The following is a 16012-nucleotide window of genomic DNA, read 5'->3' on the forward strand; positions in this document are numbered from 1 at the left end:
TGATATGGAGGCTTTTTGTGTTTATAGGTATAATATCCCTTTGCTTTTACGTTTATATACCCTCCCCGGTACACGTCTTCTTGCAGTTCAATATCCTCCCCAGTTTACTCTCTTCTATCTTAATTCTCCCCCTCCCAGGAGGAGTACCCGAAAGAGAGAGGTGGTAGATGGGAAATAAATTCCTCTCGGCCTTCCTATTATCAAGCGGAAGCGTAATTTCCTTATCAGAGAAGACTTAAAGTAATCCTACTCTTTGCATTATAATTGCATGTTTATGATAAAATATATACTGTTGTATTATCAATGTAATATGGTCTCCCCTAAGTAATAAACCAATGATTAAAACTACTTAAAACCAGGGAATTATATCATATTTTTGCTTTCGTATTTAGTGCTTTATTCGTACCTTTACTTCGTATTAAAAGGTACTATAATTCCTTTATTTACTGAACATTATTTTTTTATTAAAAGAAAATTCGATTTTAATAAAACAAAAAACAGCCATTCGCTGTTGTTACTATAGAATTGAAAGCGACATGAGAACAACTGTAAAGACATTTTTGGTATTTGTGCTACTTATGGTGACGTGTAGTCTTGGTAGCAGAGCCGTCAACTTTACGGGGATGGTTGAAAAAGCTGCATCTACTTGTGAGGTGAGTGCTTCTTCATCATCATTAAAGAATGCTTCTTCGGATAATGTCGCTAATAATACAAGAAGCAACTTATTTACAAATTCCAAGTTTATGTGGACCACAGATGCCGAACTTGGAAGCAAACCTATCTCTGAAAGATATTCTTTTAATCCTTATCGTTTTCGTAGAGCTATTGAAACAGCGTCTGTAATGAGAGGCTTTTTGATGATTTCTTCTCACCACAACTTGTTGGTACACGACCAATCCAAATTGTATTATTCAGATAAAGACCCGCATTACACATCCTTCAGTAGTGAATACTACATCTATACTTTGCGGCGGATTGTGATTTAAACTTCCTTTTTATTTAGTTTTCCCTTTTTTCCCTTTACTTCTTTCCCTAAATATGGCTGAAAGCAGGTGACCTTTTACAACCCTATGTCTTGGGGTAGGTTATACGGGCGTTAGCGGCATGTCTATGCTGTGAAGGGGAGAACTGTATCCATGCGCTTAATTTTAAAAATCAATTTAATACAAACCCATTTAATTTTTTCATCATGGAAACTATTCAAAAGAAATCCGCCTCTTTTAAAGGCATCAAGTCCGCTGGTTGGGTAATCGTAATTTGCTTTATCGTTGCCGTGCTTATTTTTCACTTTGTGTTGGGAAACCCCTCTAACTTCATGAACAATGACCCGAACAACCATCCGCTGCCAGGGAACTTCCTCGGTACTATCTACAAAGGTGGATTCATCGTTCCGGTTATTCAGACTCTCTTGCTGACCGTTATTGCACTGAGTATTGAACGCTACATCGCTATTGGTGCTGCTTTCGGTAAAGGTTCATTGGCTAAATTCGTTGCTAACATTAAAGCTGCTTTGGCTGCCGGTGATATGAAGAAGGCTCAGGAACTTTGTGACAATCAACGTGGCTCTGTAGCCAATGTAGTAAATGCTACTCTGAAGAAGTATGCTGAAATGGAGAATGATACGACTCTTGCTAAAGACCAGAAGTTACTTGCCATCCAGAAAGAGTTGGAAGAAGCTACCGCATTGGAACTGCCGATGATGGAACAGAACCTGCCTATTATCGGTACTATCACTACTCTGGGTACATTGATGGGATTGCTCGGTACGGTTATCGGTATGATCCGCTCGTTTGCCGCTCTGGCTGCCGGAGGTTCTGCTGACTCTATGGCATTGTCACAAGGTATTTCAGAGGCTTTGATTAATACTGCCTTCGGTATCTTAACCGGTGCATTGGCCGTTATCTCCTATAACTATTATACCAATAAGATTGATAAGTTAACTTACAGCCTTGACGAGGTTGGTTTCTCTATCGTGCAGACATTTGCAGCTACGCATAAATAAATCGGTCGAACCCTTTTAAAATACTACAATTATGGGTAGAGCGAAAATAAAAAAGAAAAGTACGTTCATCGACATGACCGCGATGAGTGACGTGACTGTATTGCTGCTGACATTCTTCATGTTGACGTCTACGTTTGTGAAGAAAGAGCCGGTACAGGTTACCACTCCGGGGTCCGTATCCGAGATTAAGATCCCGGAAACGAATATCCTACAAATATTGGTCGATCCGGAGGGAAAAGTATTTATGAGTCTGGACAAACAGTCTGACTTGAAAGATGTGCTGGAAGCAATGGGGCAAGAATATGGAGTGACTTTCACTCCGGAGGAAACTAAAAAATTCTCATTGGCATCTACTTTCGGGGTACCGATGAAGAGTATGAAGAAGTACCTCGATTTGCCGCAGGATCAGCAAGACGCTGTGTTAAAGAATGAGGGGATACCTACCGACAGTATCGATAATCAGTTCAAAGCCTGGGTACGCAATGCCCGTGCCGCGAACAAAGATTTACGTATCGCCATCAAGGCGGATGCCAATACTCCTTATTCCGTAATCAAGAATGTGATGAACTCACTTCAGGACCTCAGAGAGAACCGGTATAACCTGATTACTTCTCTGAAGACTACTTCTGAAGACTAACAGAAAGGAAATATTATGGCTGAAATACAAGAAAACGGCAATAAGAATAAAGGCGGAAAAAATAAGCAGAAGAAAATGACCGTCAGGGTGGACTTTACACCGATGGTGGACATGAATATGTTGCTGATTACCTTCTTTATGCTTTGTACTTCACTGAGCAAACCTCAGACAATGGAGATAAGCATGCCGAGCAATGACAAGAATGTTACCGAAGAGCAGCAGTCCAAAGTGAAGGCTTCACAGGCTATCACATTGCTGTTAGGAGGTGACGATAAATTGTATTATTACGATGGAGAGCCCAACTATAAGGATTATGGTTCGCTGAAGGAAACAACCTATAAGGCGGATGGTCTGAGAGCAATGCTTTTGCAACGTAATAGAGCTGCTGTAAATGAAGTGAACGAACTGAAACAGCAGAAACTGGATCTTAAGATATCAGAGGCAGAATTTACGAAGAAACTGGGTGAAATTAAGAGCGGAAAGGATACCCCGACCGTAATTATCAAAGCTACAGATGATGCTTCGTACAAGAATCTGATTGATGCACTCGATGAAATGCAGATATGTAATATAGGTAAGTATGTGATTACGGATATCGCCGAAGCCGACCAGTTCCTGATGAAGAACTATGATAGCAAGGGAGAATTGTCGCAGAACATTGCCGAATAATGTGTAACACCTAAAAAAGGTAAGAATATGGCTAAAGTAGATTTAAGTTCTTCGGAATGGTGTGACCTGATATTCAGTGGCAAGAATAAAGCCTATGGTGCTTATCAGTTAAGAGAGAAATCTCCGAAGCGTCATAACATTGCTGTGATACTGGTGATCGTCATCGCATTGGTAGGATTTAGTATCCCTACCTTGATTAAAATGGCTACACCGAAACAGAAAGAAGTGATGACCGAGGTGACTACCTTATCTCAATTGGAAGAACCGGAAATTAAGCAGGAAGAAATGAAAAGAGTGGAGCCGGTTGCTCCCCCGCCTCCTGCACTGAAGAGTTCTATCAAATTTACCGCTCCTGTCATCAAGAAAGATGAAGAAGTGAGAGATGAGGATGAAATTAAGAGTCAGCAAGAATTGACAGAAACCAAGGTAGCTATCTCTATCGCTGACGTGAAAGGTAACGATGAAGAGCATGGTAAGGATATTGCCGACCTGAAACAAGTGGTTACCCAGGCTGAACCGGAACCTGAAAAGGTTTTCGATATGGTAGAGCAAATGCCTCAGTTCCCTGGTGGACAGGCTGAGATGATGCAGTTCATCAGTAAGAACATGAAGTATCCGACTATCGCTCAGGAAAACGGAACGCAGGGACGTGTGACTTGCCAGTTTGTAGTAGGTGCGGATGGTCGTGTACGTGATGTGAATGTGCTGAGAGGTGTAGACCCTTACCTGGACAAAGAAGCTGTCCGTGTGATTATGTCCATGCCTAAGTGGATTCCCGGTAAACAGAATGGTAAAGCTGTTTCGGTGAAGTATACAATTCCGGTAGTGTTTAGGTTACAATAATAATGTGTGTGTCATGAAAACGGTGAAACAACTTCAACTTTTGAGTTTGGCAGTGATGCTGCTTGCAGTGTCTGCCTGCCAAAGTAAGCCTAAGGACGGGCTGACGGATACGTACACTTCGGGTGTGATAGCAATTGCTGCGGACGAAAGTTTCCAGCCTATCGTACAGGAAGAGGTGGATGTATTTGAAGGACTGTTTCCTCTGGCAGGAATTGTGCCCCGTTATGTGACGGAAGTGGAAGCCGTCAATCTATTGCTCAAGGACAGTCTGCGATTGGCTATAACCAGTCGCAGGCTGACACCGGAGGAGGTGAACTCTTTCAATAGCCGGAAGTTCTTCCCGCAGGAGATAAAGATTGCTACGGATGGGTTAGCGCTGATTACGAACAGGGAGAATCCTGATACGTTGATTACCGTGAACGAAATTCGCAGCATCCTGACGGGAAAAGTTACACAATGGAAGGAAATTTACCCGGCATCCCAACTGAAGGATATCCGTCTGGTGTTTGACAATAAAAACTCCAGTACCGTGCGTTTTGCGGTGGATTCCATTTGTAAGGGTGCTCCGTTATCGGACCAGGTGAAAGCATTGAAAACCAACAGAGAGGTCATCGACTTTGTGTCAAAGACTCCTGATGCTATCGGTATTATCGGCGTGAATTGGCTGAGCGACCGTAATGACAGCACAGGGCTCTCCTTCAGCAAAGAAGTACGTGTGATGTCCGTCAGCGCTGCCGACAAGGCGACGCCGGAAAACAGTTTCAAACCTTATCAGGCATATTTGTTTTACGGTGATTATCCGTTGGCACGCAGCATCTATGCCCTGTTAAACGATCCGCGGAGCGCGCTTCCGTGGGGATTTGCCTCCTTCCTCGCTTCCGACCGGGGACAGCGGATTATTTTAAAGTCGGGATTAGTACCCGCTACCCAACAGGTACGGGTGGTGAATATAAAAGATAAATAACTAAAATGAGTGCTATTATGAAAACGATGTTAGTTCTTAGTATGGGAGCGTTGCTGTTGGCCGGCACACTTTCCGCACAAACGCCTGTACCCGAATGGCAGGCTGGGGTAGATAAAGTAAAAAACTTGATTCAGTCCAATCCCGCACAAGCTTCCGAGGAGGCTGGGGAGTTATTGAAAGGGAAGAATAAAAAGAATGTGGATCTTGTGACTTCCGTAGCCCATGTTTATCTGGACGCCGGAAAGATCACCGAAGCTCAGGAATATCTGGCTATGGCAAAGAAAGCCAATAACAAAGATCCCAAGGTGTCTGTATTGGAGGGTGATATTGCCTTTGCACAAAAGAATATTGGACAAGCTTGCCAACTTTATGAGCAAGCCATCTATTTTGATCCGAATTGCAAGGAAGCCTACCTGAAGTATGCGCAGGCTTATAAGTCTGCCAGCCCTACACAGGCCATTGAAAAGTTGGAGCAGCTCAAAGCTGTAGATCCGAACTGTCTGGAAGCTGACAGGGAACTGGCTGAGGTATATTATTCCGGCAACCGTTTTGGAAAAGCTGCCGAGATGTATGCGAAATTCATCGACACGCCTCTTGCTACGGAAGATGATATGCTGAAATATGCTTTTGCCCTATTCCTGAATCATGATTTCGAGAAATCATTACAGGTTGCACAGAAGGGTTTGCAGAAGAATGCACGCCACGCTGCTTTCAACCGCCTTGTCATGTATAACAATACGGACCTGAAACGCTATGAAGATGCCGAGAAGGCTGCTGATGCTTTCTTCAATGCTTCGGACCATGCAGACTATTCTTATTTAGATTACCGCTATTATGGCGCTTTACTGAGTGCATTGAAGAAATATGATAAAGCTATTGTAGAATATGGCAAGGCATTGGATAAGGATAATACACAGGTGGACTTGTGGCGTGAAATATCCGATGCCCATGAAATGAACAATAATTATGCAGAGGCTATTGCGACTTACCGCAAATATTACGATGCATTAGCTAAAGACAAGAAGACTCCTGAAACATTATTCCAGTTAGGACGTCTTTATTACGGACAGGGCACATCTTCGGATTCGCTCGCCGTGCAGCCTGCTGACCGTAAACTGGCGTTGCAGTCTGCTGACTCTGTGTTCGCACTTGTTTCCGAACAAGCTCCCGACAGTTATCTGGGAGAAATGTGGCGTGCCCGAACCAATTCTGCTATGGACCCCGAAACTACTGACGGGTTGGCGAAACCTTATTATGAAAAGGTAATGGACATGCTGCTGAGTAAAAACGAACCGAAGTATAACTCTGCGTTGATAGAGTGCTACAGTTATCTGGGCTACTACTATCTGTTGAAGAGCGACTATCCTGCTTCGAAAGAGTTCTGGAATAAAATTCTGGCTATAGACCCCGCCAATGCTACTGCCAAAAAGGCGTTGGAAGGCATCAAATAGCAACAATTTTAGTTGTTTGTCGTGTCGGGAGGAGTGGAGAGTGATTCTTAGCTCCTCCTTTTTTTATGTTTTTTCTGTAAACGCTTGGATTATTAAAAACATTCCCTACCTTTGCGGTGTACTAATAAACTAATACACTAATATTGGAATTAACAAGGTATCAGATACCAGTTGACAAGGCCTTCTCCTTGTATCTTGTTTCCTTGCCACCTATAAAAACATATAAGTATGCTACAGGTAGAAAACATTTCGTTCAGTTATCGTCGGGGTAAAAAAGAAGTCCTGCACGATTTTTCGCTCTCGTTAGAGAGGGGTAGGGTATACGGGTTACTGGGAAAGAACGGTGCCGGCAAATCTACACTGCTTTATCTGATGAGCGGTTTGCTTACTCCCAAGAGTGGGAAAATAATGTACCATGATACCGATGTACGACGTCGGTTGCCTATCACACTACAGGACATGTTCCTGGTTCCCGAAGAATTTGAATTACCTCCTATATCTTTAGTCAGCTACGTGGAGTTGAACAGCCAGTTCTATCCCCGTTTCAGCAAGGAAGACATGGTGAAATACCTGCATTACTTCGAAATGGAGCAGGATATTGACCTGGGAGCCTTGTCTATGGGGCAGAAGAAGAAAGTCTTTATGAGCTTTGCATTGGCTACCCACACCTCACTGCTGATTATGGACGAACCGACCAATGGTCTTGATATTCCGGGTAAGAGCCAGTTCCGTAAATTTATAGCTTCGGGCATGTCGGACGACAGAACTATTATTATCTCTACCCACCAGGTGCGGGATATTGATAAGATACTGGATCATGTGGTGATTATGGATAACAGTCATGTTTTGCTTGACGCATCCACTACCAACATCTGTAGTAAGTTTCTTTTCGTTGAAAGTGATGACCGCGAATTGGCAGAAGCGGCGATTTACACGCTTCCTTCCATACAGGGCAATTTTCTGATGTTGCCGAATACGGATGATGAAGAGTCGGAGATCAATCTTGAATTGTTGTTCGGTGCTGCGCTTACGGACCCTGAGAAGATAAAAGGAATGTTTCACCTTAAACAGAATGAACAATGATACGCGATACCTTTTTTAGTGCACCCCGTTTTGTGAACTTATGTCGCAAAGAAATGGTGGAGAGTTGGAAGGCAAATTTGCTCCGCTTCGTAATGATGTACGGTATAATGGCAATTGCTTTCGTATGGAACGGATATTTTCAATATAATCATCTGGAAGGTTTGATTAATAGAGGGATAACTCAGGATCCTATATGGACATTCGAATTGGGAGCTTTCATCTGGGCACTTGTGATTATGGGACTTCTGAGCGCTTCGTTCATTATGGAACGCATGAAATCTAAAACGAACCGGATAGCTATGTTGATGACGCCTGCTACGATGTTTGAGAAGTTTTTTTCCCGTTGGCTGGTATTTACCTTCGGTTTCCTCATTGTGTTCCTGATAGCTTTTAAATTAGCGGATTGGACACGTGTAGCGGTTTACATGGTTAGCTATCCTGAGTTAAAAGATATCATCTCCTCCACTCCGCTTTCCCATCTGGTAGGAAAAGGACAATTTTGGACGGTTTTTGATGATTGCAATTATTTTATGTTAGGAGTAAGTGCTTATTTCTTTGTACAGTCTTTGTTTGTTCTAGGTAGTTCCATTTGGCCGAAGAACTCATTTGTGAAGACTTTCTCAGCCATTGTGGTCGTTGCTATTATTTATATAGCCATAGGATCGGTGCTGGGAAAAATATTGTTTGAAGCGCGTGGTGTACGTGGAGTGAACCAGGATATATCTGATGAATCTATGACACTTTGGACTACAATCATCTTTTTGGGTATGGCTATCATCAATTGGATAGTTGCTTATTTCCGCTTTAAAGAATCTGAAATCATTAACCGCTGGTAAGTATGAATTTTAAAGAAAGTAAAGCCATCTATCTTCAAATAGCAGATCGCATTTGTGACGAAGTGCTTCTCGGGCAATATCGGGAAGAAGAACGCATACCATCCGTCAGAGAATATGCAGCTGTGGTAGAGGTAAATGCCAATACGGTGATGCGCTCATACGATTATCTGCAATCGCAAGGAGTCATTTATAACAAGCGGGGCATTGGCTATTTTGTATCATTCGGTGCCCGTGAATTGATTCTCTCATTGCGAAAAGAATATTTTCTGAAAGAAGAGGTGGATTACTTCTTCAAGCAGATGCATATACTCGGTATTTCCGCAAAAGATATGTCGGATATGTATCAAGAATATAGTAAGAAACAAAAATAAAAAAGAAGATTATGAAACGAACAACTTATATAATATTGGGAATGCTGCTTGCCGGATTGGTGGTGATATGTGGTGGCATATTCTATACCTCTACGTTATTTACTGACTGGAATGATGGCTTTATGAACATCGCCGGGGAGCAGAAAACTGTGCAGTTGCCGGAATGTAGGGTGGTGCAACTGACAGCGGACAGAGACGTCATTGCTACAAGCAATGATGGGGAAACAAAAGAAATAAGAATGGTTGCATTCAATGAATTATCGTTGAGTGTTCGTCCGATCCAAACGACAAATGGTACTTTTACCTATACTTCTGATATGGATAAGTATATGACGATGAGTACGTCAGGAGATACATTGCATATTGTATTCAATTTCTCCAAAGAAAAACTAGAGAAGAAGTTCCAGGATATGTCTTGGCTTAATGTGCGCTCCAAAGAGATGATTTTGGCCTTGCCCGCTGATATACAAAGGATAACTTCCAATCTGACAAGTCAGCAGGTGAGCTTTGAAAATCTTGATTGTGACACATTATCTTTTGCTGTAGAAAATCGTGCCACTATAGAAAATTGTCGATTTAGAGCCTTACATGTGATTAATGGAAATTTGAATTTTGACAGTGGAGAAGTGAAAGACTTACATCTTCGGCTGGATAACATACACTCCTGGCATGTAAATAAAGAATCTTTTAGTATTGATACTGAGTATCTCTATGCACATGGTAATCCAAGATGTACAATAGAAAAAGGAGAGTGTCGCCAAGTAATTTGGATGCCTCAATCAAGTGGGGCCACGCTGAATATAAACCTGAGAGAAGCCGCAAAAATCGTTATGGAATAACAATCGGAAAGCTTAGGATACGAAAAAAGACCGTTGAAAAACGGTCTTTTTTATTTAGTTGCGGAGATCCGACTCGAACGAATGACCTTTGGGTTATGAGCCCAACGAGCTACCAACTGCTCCACTCCGCGATATTTAACGGGTGCAAAGGTACGGCTTTTTATGGAACAAACAAATAAAAGGCATATTATTTTTGCTAAAAAATGTAATAAGCGGACTAACTTGTTGATAAGTAGTGTTATAACAGATATACTTTTTTTATCCTCTCCCTGTGACCAAATGTTAATAAAATGTGCGTTTTCTTGTGTGGTATGCAGAAAAGTTTTACTTTTGCTCAAATTATTAAGCAATGTGCAATTATTAATATGGCCGTATCGAAGACAAAAGCTAAATTAGTGGATGTAGCCCGTCAACTATTTGCGAAGATGGGTGTTGAGAATACCACAATGAACGATATCGCTCTTGCTTCTAAAAAAGGTAGAAGAACGCTTTATACCTATTTTAAAAGTAAGGAAGATATCTATATGGCTGTTGTCGAATCGGAGCTGGACATCCTTTCGGATATAATGAAGCGGGTAGTAGAGAAAGACATCTCGCCCGATCAGAAGATTATCGAAATGATTTATACCCGCCTGGATGCCGTGAAAGAGGTAGTGTACCGGAACGGAACACTCCGTGCTACCTTTTTCCGTGATATATGGCGGGTAGAGAAGGTGCGCAAACGTTTTGATGCCAAAGAAATACAGCTTTTCAAGGATGTGCTTCGTGAAGGCGTGGAGAAAGGGGTGTTTCAGGTTGACGATATCGACATGACTGCCGAATTGGTGCATTATAGTGTGAAAGGTATTGAAGTGCCTTACATACGTGGGCATATAGGTGCTAAATTGACCGATGAAACACGTGGACAATACGTTGAGAACATCGTGTTCGGGGCACTGCGTAGAAAAGAATAACTTTAATCAATAATTAAAAAAGTATGGGATTATTAGATGGAAAAACAGCCATTGTAACTGGTGCTGCACGCGGTATCGGTAAGGCTATCGCATTAAAGTTCGCTTCTGAAGGAGCAAATATCGCATTCACTGACCTGGTGATCGATGAAAATGCAGAGAATACGGCAAAAGAAATTGAAGCAATGGGCGTGAAAGCTAAAGGTTATGCTTCAAATGCTGCTAATTTTGAAGATACTGCTAAGGTGGTAGAAGCTATTCATGCAGACTTTGGCCGCATCGATATTTTGGTAAACAATGCAGGTATCACCCGTGACGGTCTGATGATGCGTATGAGCGAGCAACAATGGGATATGGTTATCAACGTTAACTTGAAATCCGCTTTCAATTTCGTTCACGCTTGTACCCCGATCATGATGCGCCAGAAGGGGGGTAGCATTATTAATATGGCTTCTGTAGTAGGTGTTCACGGTAATGCCGGACAAGCCAACTACGCAGCTTCCAAAGCTGGTATGATTGCTCTGGCTAAATCTATCGCACAGGAATTAGGTTCTCGCGGTATCCGTGCCAACGCTATCGCTCCGGGCTTTATCCTGACCGATATGACTGCTGCATTGTCTGACGAGGTAAGAGCCGAATGGGCAAAGAAGATTCCTTTGCGTCGCGGCGGTACTCCCGAAGACGTGGCAAACATTGCTACCTTCCTGGCTTCTGATATGTCTTCTTATGTATCAGGACAGGTGATTCAGGTAGATGGTGGTATGAATATGTAAGAAAGCGTATGACTGTCGTATACGAGGACAATCATATCATTATAGTCAACAAGACCGCTTCCGAGATCGTTCAGGGAGACAAGACGGGGGATACGCCGCTTTCGGAAACCGTAAAGCAGTATCTGAAGGAGAAATACCAGAAACCCGGTAATGTCTTCATCGGTGTTACCCATCGGCTGGATCGCCCCGTGAGCGGTCTTGTTGTATTTGCCAAGACCAGCAAGGCATTATCCCGCCTCAATGAAATGTTCAAAACCAGTGAGGTGAAGAAGACTTACTGGGCTATCGTAAAGAATGCCCCGAAGGAGCTGGAAGGAGAATTGGTGAACTATCTGGTGCGCAATGAGAAGCAGAATAAGAGTTATGCTTATGATAAGGAAGTGCCGAAGAGTAAAAAGGCTATCCTGCACTATCGGCTGATAGGTAAGTCGGATAATTACTTTCTGCTGGAAGTGGATCTGAAGACCGGACGGCATCATCAGATACGATGCCAGTTGGCAAAGATAGGATGTCCTATCAAGGGAGATTTGAAGTATGGCTTTGCCCGTTCCAATCCGGATGGAAGTATTTGCCTGCATGCACGCCATATCAGTTTTGTGCATCCGGTATCTAAAGAAATGATTGAAGTGGAGGCACCTGTACCACCGACGAATCTCTGGCAAGGCTTTCAGATGATATAAGAAAAGAGCTTACCATAAAATAGAAATGCGTCAAAAGACTACTTAGCCTTTTGACGCATTTCTATTTATAACTTTACTCTCTTATCAGAAAAAACGTGGTTTTACGAATTTATCTTTATAAGATGTGAAACGAAGTCCTGACATTCCATTGCTTGAAGTAGGGAAGCTGACAGACTTGATGAGTGAATAATCATCCGCATCCAGTGCATAATACTCTTCTGCTGTATCCGTAGTGACGCGTACGGTCCAGTCAAACATATTACCGAAAATGGAAAAATTGTCTGTTTCCGGATTATAAGAAGGAAGGCCGGTCTTTATTACTTCATAGGTTTTATTTTTCAGTACGTAGAAGTTGTTGTTCACGTCCGTTATATATCCTAACGTCTTGCGGTCCTGAAACTCTGTAATAAATAGATATTTGGCGTTTAATCCTTCAGGCAGGGGAATAGCACGTACATAAGGACGTCCTTGGGTTTGCTTCATATGAAACAGTTTTCCTTCGGTATCCAGTATCAGATACCCTTCATCATACTCTTTGCGGGTGCTAGGATTACCTGCTATATACTGTGCCGGAAAGCGAAACTCTTTTTTCTTTAAAACTTCTGTGAAGACTTTACTTTTCTCCTGATCTATTGTATTATTTTCCATTACGATAAATTCAATTCCGTGGGGGGTGATGCGGAATACGTCATCCGGCATCTTCAGGTCTACTCTTCCTGACATACTTTCCAGTAAAGGGTAGAGGGGAACGGAAGGAGCGTTGATATCCGCAGCGGAAACACGGAAGTTAAAGTTCGTGATTTGTACTTGACGCGGACTTACGGGAACCCCCATGAGACTGTCTGGAAAGCGTTCGTCGGCCATTAATTGGCGCACGTAGAATAAGGGCAGAATACTGTCTGTCTGCTCTTGAGTGTAATTATTGCCCGACTGATCCCGGCGTATCAGTCCGACACTTTCTTCATACCCCATGGACAAGAAATCACCTATAACGCAACTGTACATGGAAAAAGGCGTGCGTGAAGGTTTAGCTGCAAAAAAGGTGTAACACCAGGGTAACTGCCACAGGAGCAGTAACACCAGTGTAATACAGAGGAATATTATACTAAAACGTTTCATTTTTCTTTCTTTATTATTATATGTACATCATTTTAATCCTGCTTACCGGCTTTGAAGCGCAGAACAGAAAGCCAAGAAAAGCTGATTGTCAGCAGACTATAAATTGTCAACCATGGAAGGAAACCGTTGTAAGCTTCCGGATCGGATGAAAGGAAGAATACCCGAAGTAGCAGAACGCTTATCACGAGGTTGAGTACTCTGCGTTTCCAGGTAGGTTCCAGACATACCCAGGCAATGAGCAGATAGGCGCATATTCCGGCTATATACCACGGAAGAGCCGTCAGTAGTATGCGTGAATATAATTCAGGAGCGAGTATACCCTGTAGATACACAAACATTAGGATATAATTGGTAGCAAAGCATATTACTAATGTCAGCAAACCGTAAAGAAGCATGAGGTTAATCATTTTTAGTTGCGGATAGGGTAAATGCAGGGTCAGTTTCAGGCACTTATGGTACATCTCGGGAATGAACTGTACTAGTGCAAGAAGAATACCGACCAGCAGAGGCACATATTCCAGCAGGTTCACAAACACAGCATCACGTGAAAGCATGACTTCCCAGACATGGGCGGCTCCTTTCAGTTCCACTACCCGGTTGATGCGTAACATCGAATATCCTGCAAAGCCTAGAGTTACAATGCAGGCAAGCAGCAGGTACCAGCGTGTCTTGATCCATTCTTTAAAAAATATAGCATTCATTTTATCTTCAATATCTTTTTAGGTGAATTTAGTATTTTCCAGTTAGGCCGATGAAGGCGTCTTCCAGATTTACAGTCTCGCATTTGAGGTTGCTGTAGGGTGTTTGCAGCGATTTCAGATGTGTTTCCGCTTCCGGTTGTTGCAGGAATGAGTAAGTTTCCAGCGTATTGCGTATCACGGACGGATAGTAGAAAACGTCTGTTTCCGGCAATTTATATCCTTCGGGAACCGTGCATGTATATCGGCGTACGTTGTCCAGCAATTCTTTTATGGGCTGTTGAATCAGTATTTTTCCATAATCCATGATGATGCAGTCGTCTATTAGACGTTCCATATCCTGTATGATGTGTGAAGTCAAGAATACAGTTTTGTTTTCGGAACGGGCATAGTCGCGCAGGTAGTCCACAAACAGGCGGCGGTATCCCGGGTCTAAGCCCAGAGAAAAATCATCCAGTACCAGTAGTTCTGGATTCTGCGCCAGGATTAGTCCTAAAGCTACCTGCGAGCGTTGTCCGCAGGACATTCTCGAAATACGCTGTTTCGGCGCCACTTTCAGTTTGTTCATTAACTCGTAGTAAGCTTCTTTTTTCCATTGTTTGGGGTAAAAAGCCGAATAGAATTTTTCTATTTGCTGAATAGTCATGAACTGATATTGCACGTGTCCTTCGATGAGCAGACCTATATTTCGGCGGAGAGAGGGGGGCATAGTCTGAATATCCTGACCGAAAATGGCACATTGGCCGGAACGTGGTTTGAGATAACCACTCAATATATTGATGGTAGTGGTTTTTCCTGTACCATTTTTTCCTAACAGTCCCAGAATACGTCCTTTGGGTACAGTGAAACTGAGGTTCTCGTAAATTAACCGTTTGCCATAATAATGCGTCAGGTTATTACATTCAATGATGTTCTCCATTGATTTTTGTTGTTATGGTTATAAAAAAGAAAAAGAAGGGGGATAATAATGCCTGCTGCTAATTCTATGCCTCCCCGTCCCCATAATCCTTTCGGACCTTTTATCATAATTATACCGGAGACGGTGATAATAATGAGCCCTGCGGCAAACAAGTCGGCAAAATGAGTCCACCAACTACCGGGGTTGTAATGCAGCTTTGTGAGCGCGCTCAGTAGCGGGCGTCGTGTCAGCTTCTCATAAACAGCATGCCGGGTAGATAACTCTACCACTAAACTGGACCCACCTTTCAAAAATACCTTCATCAGGTTTTCCTGTGGAAAGTAATGTTTGGTGTAATTGCCCTCTTCGCCTAGCGGTACCAGCAATTTCAGTACATCTTCCTTCTTGAAGTCAGATTGCGCCGGAAGTGTTTCAGTAATAGCATATTCCTGCCTTTCCACTGAATAATTCGGATTAATGGTGTTCCGGTGATTCATGACAATTCCGGAAATGGCATAAATCAATACCATTCCGGAAAAGAAAAATGAAAGATCACGATGAATGACACGGCTCCACTTGCGTAAAGTGATTCCGGCCTTATTGAATTTCATAATCCGTGGCTTCCAGATAATAGAATGACAAATAAGGTTTTCCGCTTTCGGCTTGTCTTTTGGCTATCTGGGCGCGGAAGTCGGCGATACGTTTTTCCGGTGTATTGGCGGTTTCACCGCGGGCTTTCTTCTCGCTGCTACATCCACCTTCGCTTTCACCATGTTTCTCCGCATTGGCAGCTTTTAGTTGGGCTTCCCATTGTTGCAGGTAGGCTTCGTCTACGCGTTGTTCTTTCAGTGTGCCGTTTACGCGGACAATGCTGTTAACACATTTGGTGTCGAAAGAACCTAATTTACCAGCTTCCACACGAATCGTCTGCGTGTCGTCGCTACCCATTAAGAATATTTTTGTGGCACCATGCTTGCAGGCGTGCGTACATACACCTTCTACGGTAACGGCTTGGTCAGCCAGTATTTCTGCATTGGCGAGCAGGCTGTCTATTTCCATAGCGCCGGACTGTTCTACGGCGGCTGTTTCATTAGTTTTAGCTTGCTTGTTGCCGCAGGCCACGAACGTGAATGTTGTTGCAGCAATGGCTGCGAATAAAAGAACTCTTGTTTTCATTGCGATGTTTATTAATTAGTTAG

Annotated in this window: 19 protein-coding genes and 1 tRNA gene; 14 read left to right on the forward strand and 6 right to left on the reverse strand. The window is 42.8% G+C overall.

Annotated elements, in window-relative coordinates; genetic code table 11:
* Positions 1 to 536 precede the first annotated feature (536 nt).
* The 11 genes from BN161_RS10165 to BN161_RS10215 all read left to right on the forward strand — a co-directional run bounded on the left by BN161_RS10165 (position 537) and on the right by BN161_RS10215 (position 9695).
* Positions 537 to 986 carry a hypothetical protein gene (locus BN161_RS10165; protein ID WP_044265594.1) on the forward strand — a complete coding sequence of 150 codons (450 nt, stop codon included), beginning with the start codon at positions 537 to 539 and terminating at the stop codon, positions 984 to 986.
* Between the two features lie 203 nt (positions 987 to 1189).
* Complete coding sequence (locus BN161_RS10170) at positions 1190 to 2002, forward strand: MotA/TolQ/ExbB proton channel family protein (RefSeq protein WP_007667673.1); 813 nt, start codon at positions 1190 to 1192, stop codon at positions 2000 to 2002.
* 31 nt (positions 2003 to 2033) lie between these two features.
* On the forward strand, positions 2034 to 2639 hold the full coding sequence (locus BN161_RS10175; RefSeq protein ID WP_044265596.1) for an ExbD/TolR family protein: 606 nt from the start codon (positions 2034 to 2036) through the stop codon (positions 2637 to 2639).
* 12 nt (positions 2640 to 2651) lie between these two features.
* The gene (locus tag BN161_RS10180) at positions 2652 to 3308 is read left to right on the forward strand and encodes an ExbD/TolR family protein (protein ID WP_125910792.1); all 657 of its coding nucleotides are present in this window, start codon (positions 2652 to 2654) and stop codon (positions 3306 to 3308) included.
* Between the two features lie 27 nt (positions 3309 to 3335).
* On the forward strand, positions 3336 to 4151 hold the full coding sequence (locus BN161_RS10185) for an energy transducer TonB (protein WP_044265601.1): 816 nt from the start codon (positions 3336 to 3338) through the stop codon (positions 4149 to 4151).
* Positions 4152 to 4164: 13 nt separating this feature from the next.
* Positions 4165 to 5115 carry a PstS family phosphate ABC transporter substrate-binding protein gene (locus BN161_RS10190; RefSeq protein ID WP_044265605.1) on the forward strand — a complete coding sequence of 317 codons (951 nt, stop codon included), beginning with the start codon at positions 4165 to 4167 and terminating at the stop codon, positions 5113 to 5115.
* Positions 5116 to 5120: 5 nt separating this feature from the next.
* Positions 5121 to 6566: a tetratricopeptide repeat protein gene (locus BN161_RS10195; RefSeq protein ID WP_044265607.1), complete on the forward strand. Its 1446-nt coding sequence runs from the start codon at positions 5121 to 5123 to the stop codon at positions 6564 to 6566.
* 228 nt (positions 6567 to 6794) lie between these two features.
* On the forward strand, positions 6795 to 7649 hold the full coding sequence (locus BN161_RS10200; protein WP_044265609.1) for an ABC transporter ATP-binding protein: 855 nt from the start codon (positions 6795 to 6797) through the stop codon (positions 7647 to 7649).
* Positions 7646 to 8485 (forward strand): hypothetical protein, encoded by an 840-nt coding sequence (locus BN161_RS10205; RefSeq protein WP_044265611.1) that lies wholly within the window; start codon positions 7646 to 7648, stop codon positions 8483 to 8485. The genes BN161_RS10200 and BN161_RS10205 overlap by 4 nt, the downstream gene beginning before the upstream one ends.
* A gap of 2 nt (positions 8486 to 8487) precedes the next feature.
* Positions 8488 to 8856 carry a GntR family transcriptional regulator gene (locus tag BN161_RS10210; protein ID WP_044265614.1) on the forward strand — a complete coding sequence of 123 codons (369 nt, stop codon included), beginning with the start codon at positions 8488 to 8490 and terminating at the stop codon, positions 8854 to 8856.
* Positions 8857 to 8867: 11 nt separating this feature from the next.
* Positions 8868 to 9695, forward strand: coding sequence for a lipocalin/fatty-acid binding family protein (locus BN161_RS10215; protein WP_044265617.1), 828 nt, complete (start codon positions 8868 to 8870; stop codon positions 9693 to 9695).
* Between the two features lie 58 nt (positions 9696 to 9753).
* Here the strand turns inward: BN161_RS10215 and BN161_RS10220 are convergent.
* A tRNA-Met gene (locus tag BN161_RS10220) sits at positions 9754 to 9826 on the reverse strand.
* A gap of 234 nt (positions 9827 to 10060) precedes the next feature.
* Here BN161_RS10220 and BN161_RS10225 point away from each other — a divergent pair.
* The 3 genes from BN161_RS10225 to BN161_RS10235 are packed head-to-tail and all read left to right on the forward strand — an operon-like array spanning position 10061 to position 12098.
* Positions 10061 to 10648, forward strand: coding sequence for a TetR/AcrR family transcriptional regulator (locus BN161_RS10225; protein WP_026367270.1), 588 nt, complete (start codon positions 10061 to 10063; stop codon positions 10646 to 10648).
* 23 nt (positions 10649 to 10671) lie between these two features.
* Entirely contained in the window at positions 10672 to 11418 is a 747-nt protein-coding gene (fabG, locus tag BN161_RS10230) for a 3-oxoacyl-[acyl-carrier-protein] reductase (protein ID WP_044265620.1), read from the forward strand.
* 8 nt (positions 11419 to 11426) lie between these two features.
* A complete protein-coding gene (locus tag BN161_RS10235) occupies positions 11427 to 12098 on the forward strand; it encodes an RluA family pseudouridine synthase (RefSeq protein WP_044265622.1) in 672 nt (223 codons plus the stop codon).
* Positions 12099 to 12182: 84 nt separating this feature from the next.
* On the opposite strand, the gene BN161_RS10240 is transcribed toward BN161_RS10235, so the two are convergent.
* From BN161_RS10240 to BN161_RS10260, 5 genes are read right to left on the reverse strand one after another with little or no spacing between them, the layout of a single operon-like run.
* Positions 12183 to 13217 (reverse strand): DUF4857 domain-containing protein, encoded by a 1035-nt coding sequence (locus BN161_RS10240; protein WP_044265624.1) that lies wholly within the window; start codon positions 13215 to 13217, stop codon positions 12183 to 12185.
* Positions 13218 to 13249: 32 nt separating this feature from the next.
* The gene (locus BN161_RS10245; RefSeq protein ID WP_007209582.1) at positions 13250 to 13918 is read right to left on the reverse strand and encodes a hypothetical protein; all 669 of its coding nucleotides are present in this window, start codon (positions 13916 to 13918) and stop codon (positions 13250 to 13252) included.
* Positions 13919 to 13946: 28 nt separating this feature from the next.
* Complete coding sequence (locus tag BN161_RS10250; RefSeq protein WP_044265627.1) at positions 13947 to 14834, reverse strand: ABC transporter ATP-binding protein; 888 nt, start codon at positions 14832 to 14834, stop codon at positions 13947 to 13949.
* Complete coding sequence (locus BN161_RS10255; protein WP_044265629.1) at positions 14804 to 15424, reverse strand: PepSY-associated TM helix domain-containing protein; 621 nt, start codon at positions 15422 to 15424, stop codon at positions 14804 to 14806. Before BN161_RS10255 ends, BN161_RS10250 begins: the two co-directional genes overlap by 31 nt.
* Positions 15411 to 15989, reverse strand: a complete 579-nt coding sequence (locus BN161_RS10260) for a hypothetical protein (RefSeq protein ID WP_044265631.1) — start codon at positions 15987 to 15989, stop codon at positions 15411 to 15413. The genes BN161_RS10255 and BN161_RS10260 overlap by 14 nt, the downstream gene beginning before the upstream one ends.
* Between the last annotated feature and the right edge of the window lie 23 nt (positions 15990 to 16012).

Source organism: Bacteroides timonensis (assembly GCF_000513195.1).
GTDB lineage: Bacteria > Bacteroidota > Bacteroidia > Bacteroidales > Bacteroidaceae > Bacteroides > Bacteroides timonensis.

Coding starts and splice junctions, on each gene's coding strand:
- BN161_RS10165 (WP_044265594.1), top strand. CDS start 537: ATGAGAACAACTGTAAAGACATTTTTGGTATTTGTGCTACTTATGGTG.
- BN161_RS10170 (WP_007667673.1), top strand. CDS start 1,190: ATGGAAACTATTCAAAAGAAATCCGCCTCTTTTAAAGGCATCAAGTCC.
- BN161_RS10175 (WP_044265596.1), top strand. CDS start 2,034: ATGGGTAGAGCGAAAATAAAAAAGAAAAGTACGTTCATCGACATGACC.
- BN161_RS10185 (WP_044265601.1), top strand. CDS start 3,336: ATGGCTAAAGTAGATTTAAGTTCTTCGGAATGGTGTGACCTGATATTC.
- BN161_RS10190 (WP_044265605.1), top strand. CDS start 4,165: ATGAAAACGGTGAAACAACTTCAACTTTTGAGTTTGGCAGTGATGCTG.
- BN161_RS10195 (WP_044265607.1), top strand. CDS start 5,121: ATGAGTGCTATTATGAAAACGATGTTAGTTCTTAGTATGGGAGCGTTG.
- BN161_RS10200 (WP_044265609.1), top strand. CDS start 6,795: ATGCTACAGGTAGAAAACATTTCGTTCAGTTATCGTCGGGGTAAAAAA.
- BN161_RS10205 (WP_044265611.1), top strand. CDS start 7,646: ATGATACGCGATACCTTTTTTAGTGCACCCCGTTTTGTGAACTTATGT.
- BN161_RS10210 (WP_044265614.1), top strand. CDS start 8,488: ATGAATTTTAAAGAAAGTAAAGCCATCTATCTTCAAATAGCAGATCGC.
- BN161_RS10215 (WP_044265617.1), top strand. CDS start 8,868: ATGAAACGAACAACTTATATAATATTGGGAATGCTGCTTGCCGGATTG.
- BN161_RS10225 (WP_026367270.1), top strand. CDS start 10,061: ATGGCCGTATCGAAGACAAAAGCTAAATTAGTGGATGTAGCCCGTCAA.
- fabG (WP_044265620.1), top strand. CDS start 10,672: ATGGGATTATTAGATGGAAAAACAGCCATTGTAACTGGTGCTGCACGC.
- BN161_RS10235 (WP_044265622.1), top strand. CDS start 11,427: ATGACTGTCGTATACGAGGACAATCATATCATTATAGTCAACAAGACC.
- BN161_RS10240 (WP_044265624.1), bottom strand. CDS start 13,217: ATGAAACGTTTTAGTATAATATTCCTCTGTATTACACTGGTGTTACTG.
- BN161_RS10245 (WP_007209582.1), bottom strand. CDS start 13,918: ATGAATGCTATATTTTTTAAAGAATGGATCAAGACACGCTGGTACCTG.
- BN161_RS10250 (WP_044265627.1), bottom strand. CDS start 14,834: ATGGAGAACATCATTGAATGTAATAACCTGACGCATTATTATGGCAAA.
- BN161_RS10255 (WP_044265629.1), bottom strand. CDS start 15,424: ATGAAATTCAATAAGGCCGGAATCACTTTACGCAAGTGGAGCCGTGTC.
- BN161_RS10260 (WP_044265631.1), bottom strand. CDS start 15,989: ATGAAAACAAGAGTTCTTTTATTCGCAGCCATTGCTGCAACAACATTC.